We start from the raw sequence: 19199 nt of genomic DNA, 5'->3' as shown, positions 1-19199 counted from the left end.
GCCAGCCGCCACCACAACTACCCACACAAATCTGGTAGTTCTGACTCACGGCCGCGAGCTGGTCCGCGCTCACTCTCTTCAGCACCTCGCACGCGGCGACGACTTAAGCCCTTCACCCCATCCGCTCGGAAGCGTGTGCGCCGGGCGATGGGGGGAAAACCACGGTCCGGTGGCCGTTCAGGAAGGTGCGGTGCTGGATATGCGCATGGATGCTGCGGGCCAGTACCTGCGCTTCCACGTCACGTCCGATAGAGACATAGTCGGCTGAGTTCTGCGCATGGGTAATGCGCGCCACATCCTGCTCGATGATCGGACCTTCATCCAAGTCAGCCGTCACATAGTGGGCGGTGGCGCCGATCAGCTTTATCCCTCGCTCGAAGGCCTGCTTATAGGGGTTGGCCCCTTTGAACGAGGGCAAAAATGAGTGATGGATGTTGATGATGCGACCCGACATCTTCTGGCACATCGCATCCGATAAGACCTGCATGTAGCGCGCGAGCACGATGAGCTCGGCGCGAGTCTCCTCTACGATCTCCATGATTCGGGCTTCGGCCTGCGGCTTGTTGGCTTTTGTGACGGGCACATGGTGGAAAGGCAGGTCGTGGTTGATGATCACCTTCTGGTAGTCGAGGTGGTTGGAGATGACGGCAACGATGTCGATGGGCAGGGCGCCGATGCGCCAGCGGTAGAGCAGGTCATTCAGGCAGTGACCGAAGCGCGACACCATTATGACGACCTTCATCTTCGCTTGGGCGTTGTGAATGTCGAAGCTCATGGCGAAGTCATTTGCCACCTCGGCAAGGCCTTCTCGCAGTTCTTGCAGGCCACGCCCCTCCTCGCTGATGAAGCTCATCCGCATGAAGAAGCGATCGGTTTCGGGATCGTCGTATTGTGCGCTGTCATTGATGTTGCAGCCGTTCTTGGCGAGAAAGCCCGCCAAGGCGGCGACGATGCCGCGCCGGCTGGTGCATGTCACGGTCAGAATATACTTGCTCATGGGTCCATCCAGAAAGAAATGTCCGGCCATCACGGACAAGAGAAATGCGAGAGCAATCATGAAAGGACACGCCGTTGCGATCAGGCAGTGAGTCCTTCGGGGTCTTCCAGCCCGCTGATGCGGCAGCAGGCGGTCAGGGTGTTCGCAAGAAGACAAGCGATCGTCATCGGTCCGACGCCACCCGGCACGGGTGTGAGAGCGCCGGCGATCCCGGCCGCGCTTTCGCGCTGCACATCGCCTACAAGTCGCACCCGCTCTTCTCGTTCGATCTGGTTGATGCCGACATCGATCACCACCGCACCAGGCTTGATGAAATCGCCGGTGATCATCTCTGCCCGCCCCACTGCGGCCACGAGAATGTCGGCCTGACGGCAGATGGCGGAAAGGTTTTCGGTCCGGCTATGGGCGATCGTCACAGTGCAGCTTTCGCGCAGCAGAAGCTGGGCCATCGGCTTGCCGACGACATTGGAGCGCCCGACAACCACGGCGTTGCGGCCGGCCAGATTGCCGAAATGCCGGCGCAGAAGTATCAAGCAGCCGAGCGGCGTGCAAGGGATCATCGAGCGCTGGCCGGTTGCCAGAAGGCCGACATTCGTGACGTGGAAGCCGTCGACATCCTTGGCGGGATTGATCGCATTGATGACCGCATTGGCATCAATATGCGGGGGCAGCGGCAGCTGCACCAGAACGCCGTGAACCGCCGGGGCGGCATTCAGCTGCCCAATCAGCGCCAGCAGCTCCACTTCGGCCGTTTCGGCGGGCAGCTTGTGCTCGTAACTCGTCATGCCGGTTGCAACGGTCTGAACGCCCTTGTTGCGGACATAAACCGCGCTGGCAGGATCGTTTCCCACCAGCACAACTGCCAGTCCTGGCACGATGCCCTGTTCCGCCTTCAGTATGGCAACGGAAGCGGTAACCTTCTCGCGCAGGCGGGCGGCAACGGCCTTTCCGTCGATCAGATGGGTGCTCATGGTTTTCTGTCTTCAATGCGCAGGATGTGCTTTTCAAGCGCATGCCAGATTGAGCCGGCCGCCGAGCGCATGCCCAGGATCGCGATGTGATGGGCCGCGCGCCGGATCACGAACACGCTCATATGTTCCAGGCCAGTGCGAGTCGCCGAGCCGGATGGGAAACGGATCGGGTCGATGTTCACGAGCTTCGCCATCAACTGGAGAATCGGCGTTTCGCCAGCGGATGAGCGGATTTCGAAGGCTGCGAAGCCATCGGTCTGTTGGGTGACGGAGCAGCCTGGACACAGAGCGGCAACCTCGGACGCAAAGTCGCTATCCGCTCGGTTTTGCCCCTCGACCATCCACTGATCCGGGCCCGTCCAGAACGCGGCGATCTCGTCGGATAGGGCCCACGCGCCGGGCCCGGGCAAGTCTATGCCGCAGAGCGTGGGTTGCGTTGCGCCGCGGCGCAGGGCCAGCGAGGCGAGCGCCAGTTCGGTGTTCTCTTCGAGTTCGAGAGCGCCATGGTGGAGGCGGCGCGCCGTGTCGCCGCCAAGCGCGGTGATGGGCTTGAGGTCAGGCACGCAGACGCTCTCCTTCTGGATCGACGAAGTGGGCGGAAACGACGCGCAGGCGAACGTTCTGATCCTGAATCGGATTGGCCGCGACGATCACCTCGCCCTGGCGCGCCGCGCCATCCGCGAGGAAGCCCAGGCCGATGCTCGAGCCGACATGCGGGGAGAAGCAGGCCGAAGTGATCCAGCCCTGATCGGTTGCAGTTTCCTGCGTCGCCCCTTCCGCGAAGAGGTGCGAGCCGGCCACGACGGGCTCGGAAGCGTCCACCGGCTGGAGTCCTACCAACACGCGCGTGTTGGCAAGCAGGCCTTCGCGCCGCGACATCACCGCGCCGACGGAATCCTTCTTGGCCGAGACCATGCGGCCCATGCCCAGCATCTGCGCCGTGGTCTGGCCGTTCAGCTCATTGCCGGCGGCGTGGCCCTTTTCGATGCGTAGCACGCCGAGCGCCTCCGTGCCGTAAGGGGTAGCGCCCAGATCCTGTCCCAGTTCCACGAGGCGGGCCATCAAGGCGTTTCCGTAGCGCGCGGGCACCGCGATCTCGTAAGCCAGTTCGCCGGAGAACGAGATGCGGAAAACCCGCGCGCGCAAGCCCCCGCAAACCGACAGGTTCGCGCAGGCCATGAAACGGAAGGCCTCGTTCGAGAGATCGAACCCATCCACAATGCGTTCGAGCAGCTTGCGCGCATTCGGTCCGGCCACCGAAAACTGCGCCCAAGCATCGGTGGTGGAGATCAACTGCACGTCGAGCTCCGGCCATAGGCATTGCCGTGCAAACTCCATGTGGCGGTAGACCGTGCCGGCATTGGCAGTGGTGGTCGTCACCACATAATGGGTTTCGCCTAGGCGCGCGCAGGTGCCATCGTCCCAGGCCTGCCCGTCCTCGCGAAGCATGAGGCCATAGCGGACCATGCCGGTCTTCAGGCTCTTCATGGCGTTGCAGTAGAGACGGTCGAGGAATTCGGCCGCGTCCGCGCCCTGCACATCGACCTTGCCGAGCGTGGTCACGTCGCAGATGCCGACGCCCTTGCGCGTCGCCACCACCTCGCGGTCGACCGACTGCCGCCAGTGGGTCTCGCCGGGCCGCACGAAATATTGCGCGCGCATCCACTGGCCAACCTCGACGAAGACGGCGCCTTGGGACGTTGCCCATTGGTGGCTGGGTGTCAGCCGGCGCGGGCGGAAATGCGTGCCCGTATTGCCGCCGCCGAGAACCGAAATCGAGACCGGCGTGTAAGGCGGGCGGAAAATGGTGGTGCCGGTTTCGGCGATCCCCTTGCCGGTCATTTCGGCCATCACGGCGAGGGCGGTGACATTGGCCGTCTTGCCTTGGTCGGTCGCCATGCCGAGCGTGGTCCAACGCTTGAGATGCTCGACCGAGCGCATATTCTCCTGGTGCGAAAGCTTGACGTCCTTGACCGTCACATCGTTCTGGAAGTCGATCCAGGCCCGGTGCTTGCCCGGTACATGCCAGAGCGGGCTTAGGTTTGCAGGCGCGTCTTCGGCAGCGGGCAGTTCGGGCAGCGTGGCGGCGATGCCAATTTCGTTCAGGACACGGACAGCAGCTTCCGCGCCTGACACCAGTGCCGCATGAGTCGTGCCCCGGCCCGCTGCCGCACCGGCAACGATCATGCCTGCGGGCAGCTCGGCAGGCGGCACGAAGGTCTGCTGCGAGTCGTTCCAGACCGGACGGCCGCGATGATGCGAGGCGAGATGCACGTTCGGGTTCCAGCCGCCCGACACGCCGAGCGCGCCGCACGCGATCCATTCCGTGCTGCCGCCGCGCGTGACTTCGATCGAGCGCAGGCCCAGCCGCCCCTTGGAGCCGCTGACAATGGCATCGCTGATGACGCGATACTGTCCCTTTGCTTCGACTCCGGCCCGTGAGTCCACGACTGCCGCGATCTCGACGCCGCGTGCGAGTAGGTCGAGCGCCGTGCGGTGGCCGTCATCATTGTTGGTGAAGATCGCAACGCGCTTGGCGGGGCTGACCGCCCAGCGATTGGCATAGGCGCGCAAGGCACCGCCCAGCATGATGCCAGGCCGGTCATTGTCCATGAACGGGATGTGCCGCTCGGTGGCGCCTGCCGCCAACATGGTGCGCTTGGCCGTGATGCGCCAAAGCGTCTGGCGCGGGCAGATGCCGGGGTTGGCACGGTAATCTGAAACGCGCTCGACCGCACCATAGACGCCATGGTCGAACGCGCCGAACACCGTGGTGCGAGGAAGAATGCGCAAATTAGGCAGGCACGCGAACTCTGCTACGACCGCTGCGATCCATTCGGTGGCGGGCCGGTCGTCCAGCGAATGGCTCTCGGCAAGCAGCCGCCCGCCCAGGTGATAGTCCTCATCGGCAAGGATGACTTGGGCCCCGCCCCGCGCGGCGGTCAGCGCTGCGGCAAGGCCTGCCGCACCCGCGCCGACCACGAGCAGGTCACAATGCAGGAACCCTTTGTCGTAAGCGTCGGGATCGGCTTCCATTGAGAGCCTACCCAAACCCGCCGCGCGGCGGATCGCCGGCTCGTAGAGCTTTTCCCAGAAGGCGCGCGGCCACATGAAGGTTTTGTAGTAGAAGCCTGCCGTGAGGAAGTTTGCGAAAAGCTCATTGACCGCCATCGCGTCGAAGCGGAGCGAAGGCCAGCGGTTCTGGCTCTGCGCTTCGAGCGCGTCGAAGAGCTCCGCCATCGTGGCGCGCGTATTGGGCTCGCGGCGCGCGCCGCTGCGCAATTCCACCAGCGCGTTCGGCTCCTCGGAGCCCGCCGCGATTAGCCCGCGCGGACGGTGATATTTGAACGACCGGCCCATCAGCAGCACATCGTTGGCCAGCAATGCCGAAGCGAGCGTGTCGCCGGGATGGCCGGCATAGCTCTTGCCATCGAAGATGAAGCGAAGCGTGCGGCTGCGGTCGATCAGGCCGCCGGATAGTCTCATGCTGGGTCTCCCCTTTCGCGCGGGCTCCGGCTGCGAAGCGCGACGTCGCGGGCGAGTTCCGCGCCCAAGATCTCGTGCGTCACCGTGTTGCGCGTCACAACAAGCCAGGATCGGTCGCCCTGTTCATGGAACCACAATTCGCGGTGCACGCCCGCCGGGTTCTCACGCAGATAGACGTAAGAGAAGAACGCGTCCCCCGCTTTCTCCGCCAGGCCGTCGGGGCGGTCGAGGAGCGAGGCATCGCCGAGATAGGAAAACTCCTGCGCATCGCGCAGGCCGAGAAGGGGGTGGGGTATCAGCATGGCTGGCCTCAATGCAGGTTCGGCTGGGCACCTGCGCCCTTTTCGTCGATCACATAACCCCGCGCGAAGCGATCCAGCCGATAGGCGGCAGCCGTTTCGTGGGGGCGGTCGGTGGCGAGCAGTTGGGCGAAGGCGTAGCCGGAAGCGGGCGTCGCCTTGAAGCCGCCATAGCACCAGCCGGCATTGAGATAGAGCCCCTCGATCGGCGTGCGGTCGATGATGGGCGAACCATCCATCGACATGTCCATGATGCCGCCCCATAGGCGTAAGAGTCGCGCGCGCCCGATCATTGGCATCAGCGCCATGCCGCCTTCGGCGACATCTTCGATAACGGGCAGATTGCCACGCTGAGCATAGGAATTGTAGCCGTCGATGTCGCCACCGAAAACCAGGCCGCCTTTGTCGGACTGGCTGACATAAAAGTGACCTGCGCCGAAAGTAATGACGTTTGGAATGGTGGGCTTGAGCCCTTCGGACACAAAGGCTTGGAGGACATGGCTCTCGATCGGCAGCTGCCCCATTCCCGCCTGCGCCATCACGCGGCTGGTGGAGCCCGCCACGGCCACGCCGACCTTGTTTGCGCCAATATATCCGCGCGAGGTCTCGACGCCCTTCAGGTGTCCGTTCTCGATACGGAACCCCGTCACTTCGCAGTTCTGGATGAGATCGACGCCGGCCCGGTCGGCGCCCCGAGCGTAGCCCCAAGCGACGCCGTCATGGCGCGCGGTGCCGCCACGGCGTTGCAGAAGGCCGCCCTTCACGGGAAAGCGCGCATTGTCGAAATTTAGGAACGGCACCATCCCGCGCAACGCGTCACGTTCCAGAAGCTCGGCATCTGCACCTGCCAGGATCGCTGCATTGCCGCGCCGGCGATAAGCATCGCGTTGGCCGTCCGTGTGGAACAGGTTGACGATGCCGCGCTGGCTGACCATCGCATTGAAGTTGAACTCCTGCTCCAGATTCTCCCAAAGCTTCATCGAGAATTCGTAGAAAGGCTCGTTGCCGGGCAGCAGATAGTTCGAGCGAATGATGGTGGTGTTGCGCCCGATATTGCCTGAACCGAGCCAGCCTTTCTCGAGCACGGCGATGCGCGACTGCTTGAACGTGTTCGCAAGGTAATAGGCCGTCGCCAGACCGTGCCCGCCACCGCCGACGATCAAATAATCATAGAAGGCTTGCGGCTCGGGATTGCGCCAGAGCGGACGCCAGCCCTTATGGCCGGTGAGGGTTTCCCTGATAACACGAAGCGCTGAGAAACGCATAAGAACACTTTCGGCAACATCATTGCGTTCGCCTTAATCGCATGGACGCTCAAATCGCGCGTATCTAAATTAGACACATAGTGTACTATTCAGGACATGAGATCGTCCCACCACCCCCGTCGCTTCGGTTTCTTTCTGTGCGACGGCTATGCATTGATGTCGGCCGCCGCCGCCGTCGAACCCTTGCGCGCGGCCAACCTACTGGCCGGGCGAACGCTATACGAATTGCTTCTGTTTTCCGATCTAGGCGGCAAGGCTCGGTCTTCGGTCGGCAGCTGGTTCGATACCGCGCCGATAAGTGAATCCGCGTCGGAGCTCGACATCCTGTTCGTGGTCGCGGGCGGCGATCCGCTCAATGTCGATACCGAACGACTGTCAGGCTTTCTGCGAAGGCTCTCCGTGCAGGGCGTGGCACTCGGCGGAATTTCGGGTGGGGCCGCGATCCTGCATAAAGCAGGGCTCTTAGAGAGGCGTCGTTTTACCATCCACTGGAAGCATTATGATGCGCTTCGCATCAGCGCGCCCGATGCCTTGATGGAACGGCGGCTGTTCGTGATCGACCGCGACCGTTTCACCTGCGCAGGCGGCTCTGCACCTTTAGACATGATGCACGCTTTGATTGCCGCCCATCACGGCGCGAGCCTGGCGCGCGAAGTGAGCGACTGGTTCATTCATACCAGTCTGCGCCCGGCTGAAGATCCCCAGCGCCTGGATGCAATATCGAAATATGGCGTACACCATCCAGCACTTATTGCCATGATCGCCTTGATGGAAGATCACATCGCCGATCCCATGAGTCTGCCGCAACTCGCCACACTGTCGGGTATCGGCGAACGCCAGCTGGAACGGCTGTGCAAGACGCAGCTCGATCAGTCCGTCATGCAATTCTACCGGGTATTGCGACTGTCCAAAGCGGTCGATCTTCTGCGCCAGACCACCCTTACAGTCACCGAGGTGGCGTTGGCGACCGGCTTTTCCAACAATGCCCATTTCGCTCGCGCTTACCGGCAGCATTATGGGACTTCGCCAACGCAGGAGAGGCGCCCGACTGTGAAACGCGAGCCGACGATACCGTTAGCCAGCATGTCATAGAACAGGTCGCCGATCTGCGACGAACGAGTGCGCCCCTTTTGCTATTCCAGAAATAAGCCCGAACGATCGCCCCCTGACCCCTGCAGCCGCCACCAACGGAACTGGCTCACCCAACTAACCGCTACGGGTCGCCGACGCCGATCTCTTCGCACCGTTTCGCAACGTAGGCGTCGAGTTCTTCGGCAATAGCGGGATCAAGTTTCGGTTCTTCGTATTCGGCAAGTGCCCGCTGCCACAGCGCCGTTGCGCGGTCGAGCGCATCATGCGCTCCCGCTTCGAGCCACGCGCCATGATTGCTCCAGTCGGAAAGCATGGGGTGGTAGAAGGCGCTCTCATAACGCGCCATCGTGTGCTCCGCCCCGAAAAAATGCCCGCCCGATGGCACGCTCGCCATCGCCGCAAGTCCCAATGCCTCTTCCGAGCAATCGAGCGGCTGCAGGATCTCCATCATGTTCTGCAGTATCTCGACGTCGAGAATGAGCTTCTCATAGGACGCCGTCAGCCCGCCTTCGAGCCAGCCTGCGGCATGATAGATCAGATTCGCACCCCCCAGGATGGCGCCCCATGTGGCGTTGACCGTCTCGTAGGCCGCCTGGAGGTCCACTGCGTTTGAGGCATTGCTGTTGGAGCTCCGGTACGGCAGCCCATAGCGCCGCGCTAGTTGCCCAGAGATCAGATTGGCCCGCGTGTTTTCCGGCGTCCCGAAGGCGGGAGCGCCCGAGCGCATGTCGACGTTCGAGGTGAAGGCCCCGTACATCACCGGCGCGCCGGGATTGACGAGTTGCGTGAGAACGACGCCGAACAGCGCCTCTGCATTCTGTTGCGCGAGAGCGGCGGCGAGCGTCACCGGCGTCATCGCTCCCATCAGGGTAAACGGAGTAATGGTGACAGGCTGCCCCAGCTCGCACATGGCAATCAGCCCGTCGCCCATAGCTTGATCGAAGAGCCGTGGCGAATTCACCGAGATGATGGTAGTCACACCTGGCTCGCGCTTCATCTCGTCAAGCGACACCCCGCGCGCGATGGCCATCATCTTTACGCCGTCAAGTGCACGACCCCGTCCAATGGCTGTGCAGTGATAGCTTCGATCGCTGTAAGTGAGGTTGGCGCGGTAGCAATCGAGATGCCGGGAATTGGCAGGAAGCTCCTGCGGTGAGGCCACCTGGTTGCCTATCATGTGAATGGCGTTGAAGTGGTGCGCCAGCCGGATGAAATTCTCGTAGTCGCGCAAGTTTCCAGAGCGCCGACCATTCACCCGATCATGCACATTGGGCGGCCCCGCCACGAGACCGAACACCACATTGCTATCGCCGAACAACAGTTTCCGCGCCGGGTTACGGGAGGTGAGCGTGAAGCGGCGAGGCGTCGTCTTCAACGCCGCGCTGACTATGCTCTCGTCAATTCGGATGATCTTTTCAGACCGGTCCACCTTCGCCCCAGCCCTTTCAAACAGTGTCATGATATTCTCTGCCATGACACGGATGCCAAGCTCCGACAGCACTCGCATCGAACAAATATGGATCGCCTCGATTTGCTCAGGCGTCGCAGCATTCACTGGATCGAAAGGATTCTCGACGACCCGCCAAGGAAGCTGCGAAATTTTTCCTCCGCTGCGTTCTGACTTGCCCCGTCTGCCGCCCGTCCTCCGTTCACTTGACTTCATCGCAGATCCCTTCCTTCCGGAGGCGAAAATCTTTCATAACAGAACGAAATATAACTCAATAGCAATTACCGCGACCCGGAAGGTAGATTTTCTCACAAAGCTTAGACAAGAACGCGGTAATACTCGGCATTTCGTGTTTAGGCGCATGTAAGCGCGCTGGGCTTCGTTCATCGTATGCTTTGTACCCCCTTTACGAGGCGGCGGCGGCCGTCCTTCTCGAAGCGAGCGCCATCGCGCTGACGTTCAACCGAGGGGGAATGCCCGAACTGTTCTCTATAGCAGGCGCAGAAGTAGGAGCTGGTACAGAAGCCCGTCGCGATCGCGATATCCACATTGGCCAGGCCGGTATGGAGAAGCAGATCCCTCGCTTGTTCTAGCCGCAGGGTCTTGTAGTACCGTGCGGGAGTCTGACCCGTATGGCGCTGAAACATTCTTTCGAGATTGCGTACGCTCAAGCCAACCTTTCGCGCGATCTCGGTGTTGCTTAGCGGGTTCTCGAAGTTCTGCCTCATCAGACCCGCGGCTTGACCGAGTTGCGGCGGTAGTGTGTCCAGGCGCACCGAGCTACCCGAGCGCTGTTCAACGCTTCCGGTTCGGATCCGATCAACTTGAAACTGATTGGCGATGGAGCGGGCGAGGACATCGCCGTGGTCCTCGGCGATGATGTGAAGCATCAAATCGAGCCCCGCCGTTCCGCCCGCGCAGGTGTAACGGTTCTTGTCGATGACGTAGAGCTCGTTACTGAGCTGAATGTAGGGAAACTCCTCGCGGAAAGCCGGCTGCCCCTCCCAGTGAAGCGTGCACCGCGCATCGTTTAGCAAATTGGCTCGCGCAAGAAAGACGGTCCCCATGGACAGTGCCCCCATCCGGCATCCTTCGCGAGAGCGCCGGTTCAGAATGACGTTGAGGCGTGTCTGATCTTTTGCGACAAGCGTCATGCCGGCGCAGACAAAAAGATAGGCGGGCGGCTTCGACAGGCCAAAGCGCTCATCGACATTAACAGAAATGCCATTCGAAGCATTGGCCGCCGCGCCGTCTTCCGACGAGAAACTCCAGCGATAGGCCTCAAAGCTGAGCAACCGGTTAGCCGCCCGTAACGGCTCGATGGCGCTGCTCACGGACATCATGGAGAAGCCGTCGAGCAACATGAACTCGACGTGCTGAGGACAATCTTGCGTGCCCTTGCCGGTGATCAGCATCACCTCCCGATCAAAGAGAAAGCTGGGCACAAGTCCTGGCTTTCGCATCTTCGGCTTAGACTGGTCAGCTCCAAGGATATGGGCTGTTCGAGACGGGGTGCAGTTCGCCCGCCGCGTAGCGGCCCAGACGAAACGGCTCGAGCAGCGAGGATTTGTTTCCGATCACCTCTTCCGCGACCAGCGCGCCGACACCGATCATCTTGTAGCCGTGATTCGAGTCTGCGATCATGTAGACGTTCTCGCGAAACGCTTCGAAGACCGGGAAGCTGTCAGGCGTGAAGCAACCGATGCCTCCTGAAGGCTCCTTGTGATATTGAGGCATTGTGCCTTCAAAACGCTTGTGGCAGTGCGCCAGCGCCGACACCCACATATGGGCGAATTCAGGGCTTGAAACAAATTCTGGCGAGGCGGGGCCATAAGGATCAATCTGGACCTGATCGACTGGAGTGTCGACCTTGTAGGGCATCGCACCGCCCTGGATCCCGCCGAAATTGAAATCGGGCTTGTAGTAGATACCCCACATGCTCTCAGTGATGATGCTGCCATCAACGGTGGAATAGAGTGGGGCGTCAGTATCGACATGCATCACCGGCGGCATCCTGCCGTCGTTGGTTTTGAACGCGTCCGGTTCGACACCGAGCACGCCTTCCTCAAGCTGCCAGAAGCGCCACATCGGAATGCCGTCATGCAGCTCACCATCCTTGCTCTTGATTGTCACAGTATCAGGCAATTCGGCCATCTTCCAGAAATCGCGAACCCAGGGGCCAGCGCCGACCACGAGATAGTCGCAGGCGATATGTCCGCGATCGGTATCGACGCCGTTCACGGCCGAACTCGCTCCATTGGCGAAGGTCATGCCTTTGACGGTGACGCCGGTGAGGATTCGCACTCCTTCGTTCTCGGCCTTCTTCGCCAGCGCATAGATGGCGGCAGCATTGTGAGCGTAGCCACCCTTCTTCTCGTGCAGCACCGAGGTGATATTCTTCGCCTGCCAGTCGGAAAACAAGCTCTTCATATAGGCATCGGACTCTTTGGCGCCTTCCACGAAGATCGATTCATAGCCGATCGCCTTCTGCTGCTCGTAGATTGAACGCACGTCATCGCGCATCGATTCCGAGCTGATCTGCATGTAGCCGACGGCGTTATACTGGTAAACCTTCGCATCGCTTTCCCAGACGCTAACCGAATGGGCCATCAGCTCGCGCATTGCGGGCTGGAAATAGTTGTTGCGAACGACACCGCAGGCAATACCCGATGCGCCGGCGGCGATTCCACTCTTGTCGATGACAACGATGTCGCTTCCGCTTCCCTTCCGGGTCCGCTTGAGCGCCTGTGCAAGGTGGTAGGCCGTCGAAAGGCCGTGAATGCCGGCGCCGATAATGAGATACGGGGCTGCCGTAGGGAACGCCATGGTCGATCATCTCCAGTTTGTCAGCCGGCCACTTTTCGCCTGGCTGTCCATGTTCGACATAATCATCCAGCTTTTCACACAGGATATCGGAAAAACGGCAGCCCGCACCAAAAAACCGGCGGCTGGGACGGTGAATTGAAAATTCTCGAACCGCGGCGTTCCTGGGCTTCGCCGTGGGCGTCGTTCGTCCTGTGTGAAGTTGCGATCGGCTGGCGTTTTTCGGCTTCATCTCGAAATCTCTGAGTGGAACCCCTCGCGAGGTAGTCGATGTGCAATTCGAAAGTAGCCTGCTTTAACAGAAGGCGAGGGGAGCCCCACACCTTGTACTTCGGCTATTTTTGCAAAACATTTCGATCTGCCGTCGTTCATCGCCCTGTATCCTTGCCCGCCGTGTTACTTCCATGATCTGGCCATCGAGCTTTCGCTTGGTCGTGCGATTGCGGGTAGTGGCGTGCGTCTCCGCCGAGTCGATAGGCAGGAACGCAGCGTCGGCTGGCGTCGGACAGCGAACGGGCGCGCATTCCCGCAAGCCAATCCCGACATGATATACACATGGTTGCGAACTTAATCGTGTCAGACGCCGTTCGAATTCGCGTGTGGTAGCGTCATATAGGGCAGTCCTGAAATAAGGCCTAAGTCTCCGCCTCCTGGGTGGCCACGCCGCAAGGTGACCCATGATCTTCCTGCCAATGTCGATCGATAAGCCTGGGGTCACCGCCACGCAGAAGCTCCTCGCTCCTATTGACGCGGAAGGTCCGAAGTCGTTCTTCTGCTGACCAATGGCGCTGACAAACCGGTATTCGCGCTGAACACCGGAGACATTTGGCGCTGACCGAAGGGCAAGCCGGAGTCGCGAGTCTGGTCGTACCGTGCTCCATCAGGAATTGCCGTCCGACATGCGCGTCGTCAATAATCATCCAGCATGGCCCCCGGGATCTAATGAGCAGCCTACCTTGCGAGAACGCATCGTGGTAACCTTTCGCGAAAGCCCGGCCGCCCGCTGCAATAAAAAAGATCGACTTTGTGGGTGAACAAGCTCAGCCCATCTTTCGAAGCACGCGATTTCATAAAGTACGCGCATGCCGTATCTTCCACGCGCCGCGTAGGGATAAACCCCGTTGTACATACAGGCGATTGTGGCGCCCCCTAAAGATCGTGCTTTTGGGGAACGCTCGTGTTCGGTGGTCCGCTGTGCCACCGTCAGCCGCGTGATCACCGCGGGCGAGAGGGTCCGCACCTCCTTCTGAGCAGGGTGCCAGAGCGTGCTGAACCCGGCCGTCCAAACGTCGCGAAGGTAAATAACGGGGAGCGGTGCATCCAGGCTTCGCGCCCGGTGCCCCCAAATGGATCGACGAGGAAAAACGGATGCGTTGCGCTTCACCGTTCGCGCCGCGGTCCAAGACCTTCACCCTGCTGACCGCCCCGCCCCGATCCCTGTCTGCATGCTGAGCGACGGTGCTGACCAATCCCACGATCGACATGCTGCCTCTGACCTACCGGAGTCCATCTGTAGCGGTGCACTTTCACCAAATCTGCCTATTCAAAATACCAAGGGGCAAGCTTACTCAAAGCAAATGGCTACTCAGTCCAACGAGCAATCCACATGGCGCCGGCCATGAAAGATCGCCGGCGCGCTATAATGATGATGGCTGTTTTTTACCCCAGGAGTTCTGCAGCGATCCCGAGATCTACCAGGCTGATGTTGGCTCTCAGTCGTGCCGGGTGCGAGCTCCCCTATCCAAGAGATCTCATCACCATGTAGATCGACACCGCCCTTCATGCCGACAGCAATTCGCAGCGCGACAGGAAGAAAATAAGACATGCACGTAATCAGCCTCCTGAATTCCAGCATGTTCGACGTAAGCGCATTTGGTGCAGATCGCGATCACCTGCTTTTACGACGTAAAGCCAACTCGTCGGGCTGAGCATAAGATCTATCCGGAGATATACGCTCTGCATTCGGGCAAGGGACATGGTGCCCATGCGGCATTCGACTTTTGGCCTCAACGGCGCGAAAAGATCCTAACGGGCGATCCACGCACCGTGCTGGATGCCATCAACGACTGCGGCATCACTCGGCTCGCTGTGCCCGAAGGCGGACCACGGGAGATAGAACACCGGCCGAAGGAAGAGGACGCGGCCCTAGACCGTATCGTCACGGCAGTTGCCTATTCGCCAAGTGGCCGCGTCGGGCGCCCCGATTTTTCCATTTTTGGCCTCGACAGGCGCACTGAGTACAACCCGAGCCGCGTATTGCGCTCGGGAATCGTTCCTCAGCCGGCCTCCAACCAAGGAGCGGTACCGATCAAGGAAGCCGACCCCAGCTTCCGAAACTGGCTGTTGGCTAGGGAGAGCGACATCAGCGAAGAGGAGCGCTTAGCCGCCGAACGACGGCGAGACTCCATTCGAAATGAACAGGGTCTTGTGGCCGAAAGCTACCGTTTCATCTCTGTGATCGATGCGTTGAAGCGTCTTTAATGGGCTTAACGGTCTTATATATTCCCCTGGTCTCAATGGGCGGCTCGATTTCCGCTGACCCAGAAACTGAGTGTCGGGGGCCGGTCCGTCAACTTAACGCAGACTTGACTTGCCGGAGCGTCGCCGACTAGCGACAGCACGCACCGGTCAAATGCCTCTGGATTAAACCGGATGCTGCAAACGAGAACATCAAGCGGGCGGTTATAGTTGCCTTGAGCCACCCACACGCAACAGACATATTTCGGCTGGACTGTTCGCGACATCGCCCTCCAGGTAACCGGCGTAGTGCAGCTTGAAGCAGTCTTTCGCTGGCCGCTCAACCAGGCATCGGCGGTCGTGGAGCAACGTCAGCGGCGGTGCAGCAGCAAGATTTTCCCGGCGATTGAAACAATCATCGGCAACCAGATATCGCGCGTTTCGCCGCCACCGTATATCCCGGCCACGATGCCTCGCTCACCCGCACGTTCAAGGTCTTTGCCAACGGTCAGAATCGCCGTGTCCCTCGTCATCAAGCGCCAGATGCGCCGGCGTTTCTCCATCGAGCCTGTGATCGGCTAGGGCAAGACCGAGCACCGAATAGGCGCAACGACCTTATTGGCCAGCCACGCGAAGTTGCGATCGGCTGACGTTTTTCCAACACCGCTTCATTTCGAAATCGGCAATTTGGATGGATATCCTTCCACTGCGAGGTAGCCCGATGAGCAATCCACGAGTCGCCGGCCATGAACAGAAGATCCGCGAAGCGCTGGCGCTTTGTGCTGATGGCTATTCGTTACCTCAGGAGTTCTATAGCGATCCCGATATTTACCGGGCAGATGTCGAGGCAGTTTTCTTCAAGGAGTGGCTGTTCGTCGCGCCCGAATGCGAGCTACCCGATCCGGGAGATTTCGTCACCGTGCAGATCGACACCACATCCGTCGTCGTCCTCAGGGATCAAGAGGGCGAGTTGCGTGCCTTCCACAATTCCTGCCGTCATCGCGGCTCACGCCTGTGCAGCGAGCATCGCGGCAACAAGGCACGTCTGGTTTGCCCCTATCACCAGTGGACTTACGATCTGGACGGCCAGCTGCTTGCGACACGCTATATGAGCAAGGATTTCGATCCGTCCAAATTTCCCCTCAAGTCGGTCCACGTCCAGACACTGGAAGGGCTGGTCTATATCTGTTTGGCCGACGAGGCGCCGGACTTCGAGTCCTTCAGGAAAGCCGCCTCGCCGTACATCGCGCCGCATGAGCCGCGCCGCACCAAAGTCGCCTACGAGTCGGTGATCGTAGAGGAAGCGAACTGGAAGCTCGTGATCGAAAATAACCGCGAATGCTATCATTGCGGCGGTGCGCATCCCGAACTGCTGGTTTCCCTAGTCGAAATGGCATTGCCGGACGACGCGCGCTTCGGCGAAGAGTTCGAGATCATGCAGCAGAAGGCGCGCGACTGGGATGCGCTCGGCCTGCCTCATGCGCCGGTCGATGGCGGTCTCGAGTTTCGCTGCATCCGCCTGCCCTTTCGGAAGGGGGCCATTTCTATGACTTTGGATGGTAAACTTGCCTGCCGCAAGCTGCTAGGCGAACTGACAGTTCCCGATCTTGGATCAGTGCGGATGTTCCACGTTCCCAACAACTGGAACCATTTCCTGTCCGATCATATCATTGTTTTCCGCGTTCTACCGCTCGGGCCCGATCGCACCGAGGTGCGGACGCTATGGCTGGTGCATGAAGATGCGGTAGAAGGGTGGGACTACGAGCCGGAGGAGCTTTCAGAAGTATGGCGGGTCACCAACGACCAGGATCGCCTGCTCGCCGAAGAGAACCATAGGGGCATCAAGGCTGCTGGCTACGAGCCCGGTCGCTATTCCGAAGTGGCCGAGTTCATGGTGCTGAACTTCATCAAATGGTACCGCCAACAGTTATCTAACCAGTTCGACGGGTCGCAGGACTGTCTGATGGCGGCGGAGTAAACAATCTATGGAGCATCACGCGAGCCTTGCGCCGCGGGCCTTCCCGAAGCCCGGCGTGCCCGTTTTCGAACCGGACGATCTGCGTCTTGTGCTTGTTGCTCGGCGCGCGGAAACGGCTAACGTCACAACTTACTTTTTTGAAGCTATCCGCCAAGATGGGCAGACCTTCCGCCATCATCCGGGCCAGTCCCTGTCACTTACTCTGCCTTCAGGAAGCAATCTATTCCAGCGCAGCTTCACAATCGCGTCGGGCGGCATGGGCGGCAACTGCATCGAACTGACCATCAAGACCGGTGCGCAGGCGCAAGCGACGCTCTGGATGCACAGATATCTGCACATCGGCGATACGCTCGCTGCCCGTGGCCCATTTGGACGTTTCAGTCTAGTGCATGCGCCAAAGGCGCCGCTGTTGCTGGTGGGCGCGGGCAGCGGAATGACGCCGATAATGTCGATGCTTCGCTGGCTTCGGGTGCGTGCAGACACGCTCGATACTACATTGGTGCAGCTGGCGCGCTCATGCGCTGATGAGCTTTTCGGCGACGAGATCGGTGCCATGGCAGACGCCATGCCCAACCTCTCTGTTCATCTCTGTTTGTCTCGGCCGGATAAAACATGGACGGGTTTGTCGGGCCGGATCACCCGCCCCATGCTGCGCGGAATCGTGCCCGACATGGCGCGGCGCGTTGCTTTCTGTTGCGGCCCCGAACCTGTGATGAAGGCGACGCGGGCGATCTATCTTGCAGAGGGCGGCGTCGAAAACGCGTTCGTCACAGAGACCTTTGGCGGTGCGGAGCACGACGCTGCCTCGCGTCGACGACAGGTTGCCATGCATCCCGCTGTTCGTCCAGTGGAAACACTCTCCCGAATGAATCTGTCTGTTCCCACACCTATCGACAAAGGGGCATGGTGCCCGGCCCCGCGCATGCACGAGAGGGCAAAACCTGCATCAGCGCCGGGTCCTTCCAGCGAAGATTTGATGATCGGTTTTAGGGACAAGAATTTTCCCGCCAAGCCAGGCCAGTCGGTCGTTGCCGCCGCAGCCGCGAGTGGGCTACGTATTCCGACCGGCTGTGGCCAAGGTTCTTGCGGCACCTGCCGCGTCCGTCTCATGAGCGGCCAAGTCGACATGCACGACCAAGGCGGTATTAGCCGGCGTGACAAAGCGGTTGGCTATATCCTCGCTTGTTGCTCCTATCCATTAAGCGACCTTGAACTGGGGAATGACCTCGCGGGTTCAAATCAGGCCGGTGTGGTATCTCCGCCGTCAGCGTCCTCAAAATAGTCGGGGATCGACAGAGAAGGTTCCTGTCGACGATTACGGGCTCAGCGATGCCGTCCGAGCGCTCGGCTTCGACTGTTATGCCTATCTGAACATCCAACCGGTATGTGCCTACTCGGTGTCTAACTACGCGAATGAGTGGCCGCAGCGCTATTTCGAATGCAACTACAAGGATATCGATCCAGTCGTCAGAACTGCACGGGCAAAAATGGAGGCGTTCGCGTGGGCACCCGAGCGCCCGAAGAAGCTATCCTTCCGAGTTCGCGCCCTTTATGCTGAGGAAGGTAACTTCGGCATCCGGTTGGGGATTGCGATCCCAATACGCACGGCCTTTGGTCACATGTCTATGTTGACGGTCGCATCGCACAAGACGTCATTGTCGCTGGGGCGTGACATCGATCAGCTTGCGGCGGTAACGGCCTCCAGGAGCCAAGTGCGCTGTCGCCGAAGATCGGTCGCGATCTTTAAGGCCACGCCACTTGACGACGACCAGCAGCTCTACACGCTCTCTGGTGTGGCGCCGATCAGCATCAGCATGCATTCGGCATGGTCCCCCGCCTGGAGATAAACCCGGTCCCCCTACACATAGACATAATGGCGCGCCGAAAGATCGCGCTTTTGCCAACGCTCGCGTTCGGTGGTCCACTCTGCCGTCAGCCGCGTGATCACCGAGGGCGAGAGGGTCGGCACCTCCTTCCCGAGCAGGGCTGCCAGAGCGTGCTGAAACCCGGCCGTCCAAACGTCGCGCAGGTAAAGAATGGGGAGCAGCGCGTCCAGACTTCGTGTCCGGCGCCCCCAGGGATCGACGAGGAAAAACGGATGCGTTGCGCTTCACCGTTCCCGCCGCGGTCCCGGACCTTCACCCTGCTGACGGCACGGCGCCGATCCCCGTCTGGATGCTCCGCTCAACAATCCTGACCAATCGCACGATCGACATGCTGCGCGACCTCGATCTGACCCCTTACAAATGACCGGTGTCCATCTGTAGTGGTTCACTTTCACCAAATCTGTCTATTCATTATCAATGGAGTGAGCTTACCAATATGACTATTCGGATGGGTTCCGTCTCGCTTTCGCATAGGGAGGGAAAATGGCTAAGCATGTG

16 protein-coding genes and 1 pseudogene are annotated in these 19199 nt (G+C 60.3%); 6 read left to right on the top strand and 11 right to left on the bottom strand.

What is annotated here, in order from left to right:
- Positions 1-112: 112 nt before the first annotated feature.
- The 6 genes from purU to DH10_RS17130 all read right to left on the bottom strand — a co-directional run bounded on the left by purU (position 113) and on the right by DH10_RS17130 (position 7018).
- Positions 113-997 (bottom strand): formyltetrahydrofolate deformylase, encoded by an 885-nt coding sequence (purU, locus tag DH10_RS17155; RefSeq protein ID WP_192385051.1) that lies wholly within the window; start codon positions 995-997, stop codon positions 113-115.
- A gap of 80 nt (positions 998-1077) precedes the next feature.
- On the bottom strand, positions 1078-1968 hold the full coding sequence (gene folD, locus DH10_RS17150; protein WP_192385050.1) for a bifunctional methylenetetrahydrofolate dehydrogenase/methenyltetrahydrofolate cyclohydrolase FolD: 891 nt from the start codon (positions 1966-1968) through the stop codon (positions 1078-1080).
- Entirely contained in the window at positions 1965-2531 is a 567-nt protein-coding gene (locus DH10_RS17145; protein ID WP_192385049.1) for a sarcosine oxidase subunit gamma, read from the bottom strand. The genes folD and DH10_RS17145 overlap by 4 nt, the downstream gene beginning before the upstream one ends.
- Entirely contained in the window at positions 2524-5454 is a 2931-nt protein-coding gene (locus DH10_RS17140; protein WP_192385048.1) for a sarcosine oxidase subunit alpha family protein, read from the bottom strand. Before DH10_RS17140 ends, DH10_RS17145 begins: the two co-directional genes overlap by 8 nt.
- Positions 5451-5756: a sarcosine oxidase subunit delta gene (locus DH10_RS17135; protein WP_192385047.1), complete on the bottom strand. Its 306-nt coding sequence runs from the start codon at positions 5754-5756 to the stop codon at positions 5451-5453. Before DH10_RS17135 ends, DH10_RS17140 begins: the two co-directional genes overlap by 4 nt.
- Positions 5757-5764: 8 nt before the next feature.
- Positions 5765-7018 carry a sarcosine oxidase subunit beta family protein gene (locus DH10_RS17130; RefSeq protein WP_192385046.1) on the bottom strand — a complete coding sequence of 418 codons (1254 nt, stop codon included), beginning with the start codon at positions 7016-7018 and terminating at the stop codon, positions 5765-5767.
- A gap of 156 nt (positions 7019-7174) precedes the next feature.
- Here DH10_RS17130 and DH10_RS17125 point away from each other — a divergent pair, with 156 nt between their 5' ends.
- Positions 7175-8110: a GlxA family transcriptional regulator gene (locus DH10_RS17125; protein WP_192385045.1), complete on the top strand. Its 936-nt coding sequence runs from the start codon at positions 7175-7177 to the stop codon at positions 8108-8110.
- Between the two features lie 121 nt (positions 8111-8231).
- Here the strand turns inward: DH10_RS17125 and DH10_RS17120 are convergent, their stop codons facing one another.
- The 3 genes from DH10_RS17120 to DH10_RS17110 form a co-directional block, all read right to left on the bottom strand.
- A complete protein-coding gene (locus DH10_RS17120) occupies positions 8232-9773 on the bottom strand; it encodes a trimethylamine methyltransferase family protein (RefSeq protein WP_192385044.1) in 1542 nt (513 codons plus the stop codon).
- Positions 9774-9940: 167 nt separating this feature from the next.
- Positions 9941-10972 carry a GlxA family transcriptional regulator gene (locus tag DH10_RS17115; protein ID WP_192385043.1) on the bottom strand — a complete coding sequence of 344 codons (1032 nt, stop codon included), beginning with the start codon at positions 10970-10972 and terminating at the stop codon, positions 9941-9943.
- 64 nt (positions 10973-11036) lie between these two features.
- Positions 11037-12383, bottom strand: a complete 1347-nt coding sequence (locus DH10_RS17110) for an NAD(P)/FAD-dependent oxidoreductase (protein WP_192385042.1) — start codon at positions 12381-12383, stop codon at positions 11037-11039.
- Between DH10_RS17110 and DH10_RS17105 the strand changes: the two genes are divergently transcribed.
- On the top strand, positions 12382-12522 hold the full coding sequence (locus DH10_RS17105) for a hypothetical protein (RefSeq protein WP_192385041.1): 141 nt from the start codon (positions 12382-12384) through the stop codon (positions 12520-12522). The two genes, DH10_RS17110 and DH10_RS17105, sit on opposite strands and share 2 nt — an antisense overlap.
- A 1733-nt stretch (positions 12523-14255) precedes the next feature.
- Positions 14256-14861 carry a hypothetical protein gene (locus DH10_RS17100; protein WP_192385040.1) on the top strand — a complete coding sequence of 202 codons (606 nt, stop codon included), beginning with the start codon at positions 14256-14258 and terminating at the stop codon, positions 14859-14861.
- A 347-nt stretch (positions 14862-15208) separates the two neighbouring features.
- Here DH10_RS17100 and DH10_RS17095 read toward each other — a convergent pair whose 3' ends face one another.
- The gene (locus DH10_RS17095) at positions 15209-15400 is read right to left on the bottom strand and encodes a hypothetical protein (RefSeq protein WP_192385039.1); all 192 of its coding nucleotides are present in this window, start codon (positions 15398-15400) and stop codon (positions 15209-15211) included.
- A gap of 158 nt (positions 15401-15558) precedes the next feature.
- Here DH10_RS17095 and DH10_RS17090 point away from each other — a divergent pair, with 158 nt between their 5' ends.
- The 3 genes from DH10_RS17090 to DH10_RS17080 are packed head-to-tail and all read left to right on the top strand — an operon-like array spanning position 15559 to position 18662.
- Positions 15559-16815 (top strand): aromatic ring-hydroxylating oxygenase subunit alpha, encoded by a 1257-nt coding sequence (locus DH10_RS17090; protein WP_210327803.1) that lies wholly within the window; start codon positions 15559-15561, stop codon positions 16813-16815.
- A 7-nt stretch (positions 16816-16822) separates the two neighbouring features.
- Entirely contained in the window at positions 16823-18097 is a 1275-nt protein-coding gene (locus DH10_RS17085; protein WP_192385037.1) for a flavin reductase family protein, read from the top strand.
- On the top strand, positions 18036-18662 hold the full coding sequence (locus DH10_RS17080; protein WP_192385036.1) for an autoinducer binding domain-containing protein: 627 nt from the start codon (positions 18036-18038) through the stop codon (positions 18660-18662). Before DH10_RS17085 ends, DH10_RS17080 begins: the two co-directional genes overlap by 62 nt.
- Here the strand turns inward: DH10_RS17080 and DH10_RS37015 are convergent.
- Positions 18602-19001, bottom strand: a pseudogene (locus DH10_RS37015) (transposase); the annotation flags it as partial. The gene DH10_RS17080 and the pseudogene DH10_RS37015 overlap by 61 nt on opposite strands.
- Positions 19002-19199: the final 198 nt, after the last annotated feature.

Origin of the sequence: Mesorhizobium silamurunense (assembly GCF_014843825.1) — a bacterium.
In the GTDB taxonomy this organism is placed as follows: domain Bacteria; phylum Pseudomonadota; class Alphaproteobacteria; order Rhizobiales; family Rhizobiaceae; genus Mesorhizobium; species Mesorhizobium silamurunense.
This window is presented reverse-complemented; position numbering and strand designations above follow the sequence as displayed.

Bases quoted from the DNA above. Each gene is read 5' to 3' on its own strand.
- DH10_RS17140 (WP_192385048.1), bottom strand. From the start codon at position 5,454: ATGAGACTATCCGGCGGCCTGATCGACCGCAGCCGCACGCTTCGCTTC.
- DH10_RS17125 (WP_192385045.1), top strand. From the start codon at position 7,175: ATGTCGGCCGCCGCCGCCGTCGAACCCTTGCGCGCGGCCAACCTACTG.
- purU (WP_192385051.1), bottom strand. From the start codon at position 997: ATGAGCAAGTATATTCTGACCGTGACATGCACCAGCCGGCGCGGCATC.
- DH10_RS17095 (WP_192385039.1), bottom strand. From the start codon at position 15,400: ATGGAGAAACGCCGGCGCATCTGGCGCTTGATGACGAGGGACACGGCG.
- folD (WP_192385050.1), bottom strand. From the start codon at position 1,968: ATGAGCACCCATCTGATCGACGGAAAGGCCGTTGCCGCCCGCCTGCGC.
- DH10_RS17105 (WP_192385041.1), top strand. From the start codon at position 12,382: ATGGTCGATCATCTCCAGTTTGTCAGCCGGCCACTTTTCGCCTGGCTG.
- DH10_RS17085 (WP_192385037.1), top strand. From the start codon at position 16,823: ATGGAGCATCACGCGAGCCTTGCGCCGCGGGCCTTCCCGAAGCCCGGC.
- DH10_RS17120 (WP_192385044.1), bottom strand. From the start codon at position 9,773: ATGAAGTCAAGTGAACGGAGGACGGGCGGCAGACGGGGCAAGTCAGAA.
- DH10_RS17130 (WP_192385046.1), bottom strand. From the start codon at position 7,018: ATGCGTTTCTCAGCGCTTCGTGTTATCAGGGAAACCCTCACCGGCCAT.
- DH10_RS17110 (WP_192385042.1), bottom strand. From the start codon at position 12,383: ATGGCGTTCCCTACGGCAGCCCCGTATCTCATTATCGGCGCCGGCATT.
- DH10_RS17115 (WP_192385043.1), bottom strand. From the start codon at position 10,972: ATGCTGATCACCGGCAAGGGCACGCAAGATTGTCCTCAGCACGTCGAG.
- DH10_RS17090 (WP_210327803.1), top strand. From the start codon at position 15,559: ATGAGCAATCCACGAGTCGCCGGCCATGAACAGAAGATCCGCGAAGCG.
- DH10_RS17080 (WP_192385036.1), top strand. From the start codon at position 18,036: ATGACCTCGCGGGTTCAAATCAGGCCGGTGTGGTATCTCCGCCGTCAG.
- DH10_RS17135 (WP_192385047.1), bottom strand. From the start codon at position 5,756: ATGCTGATACCCCACCCCCTTCTCGGCCTGCGCGATGCGCAGGAGTTT.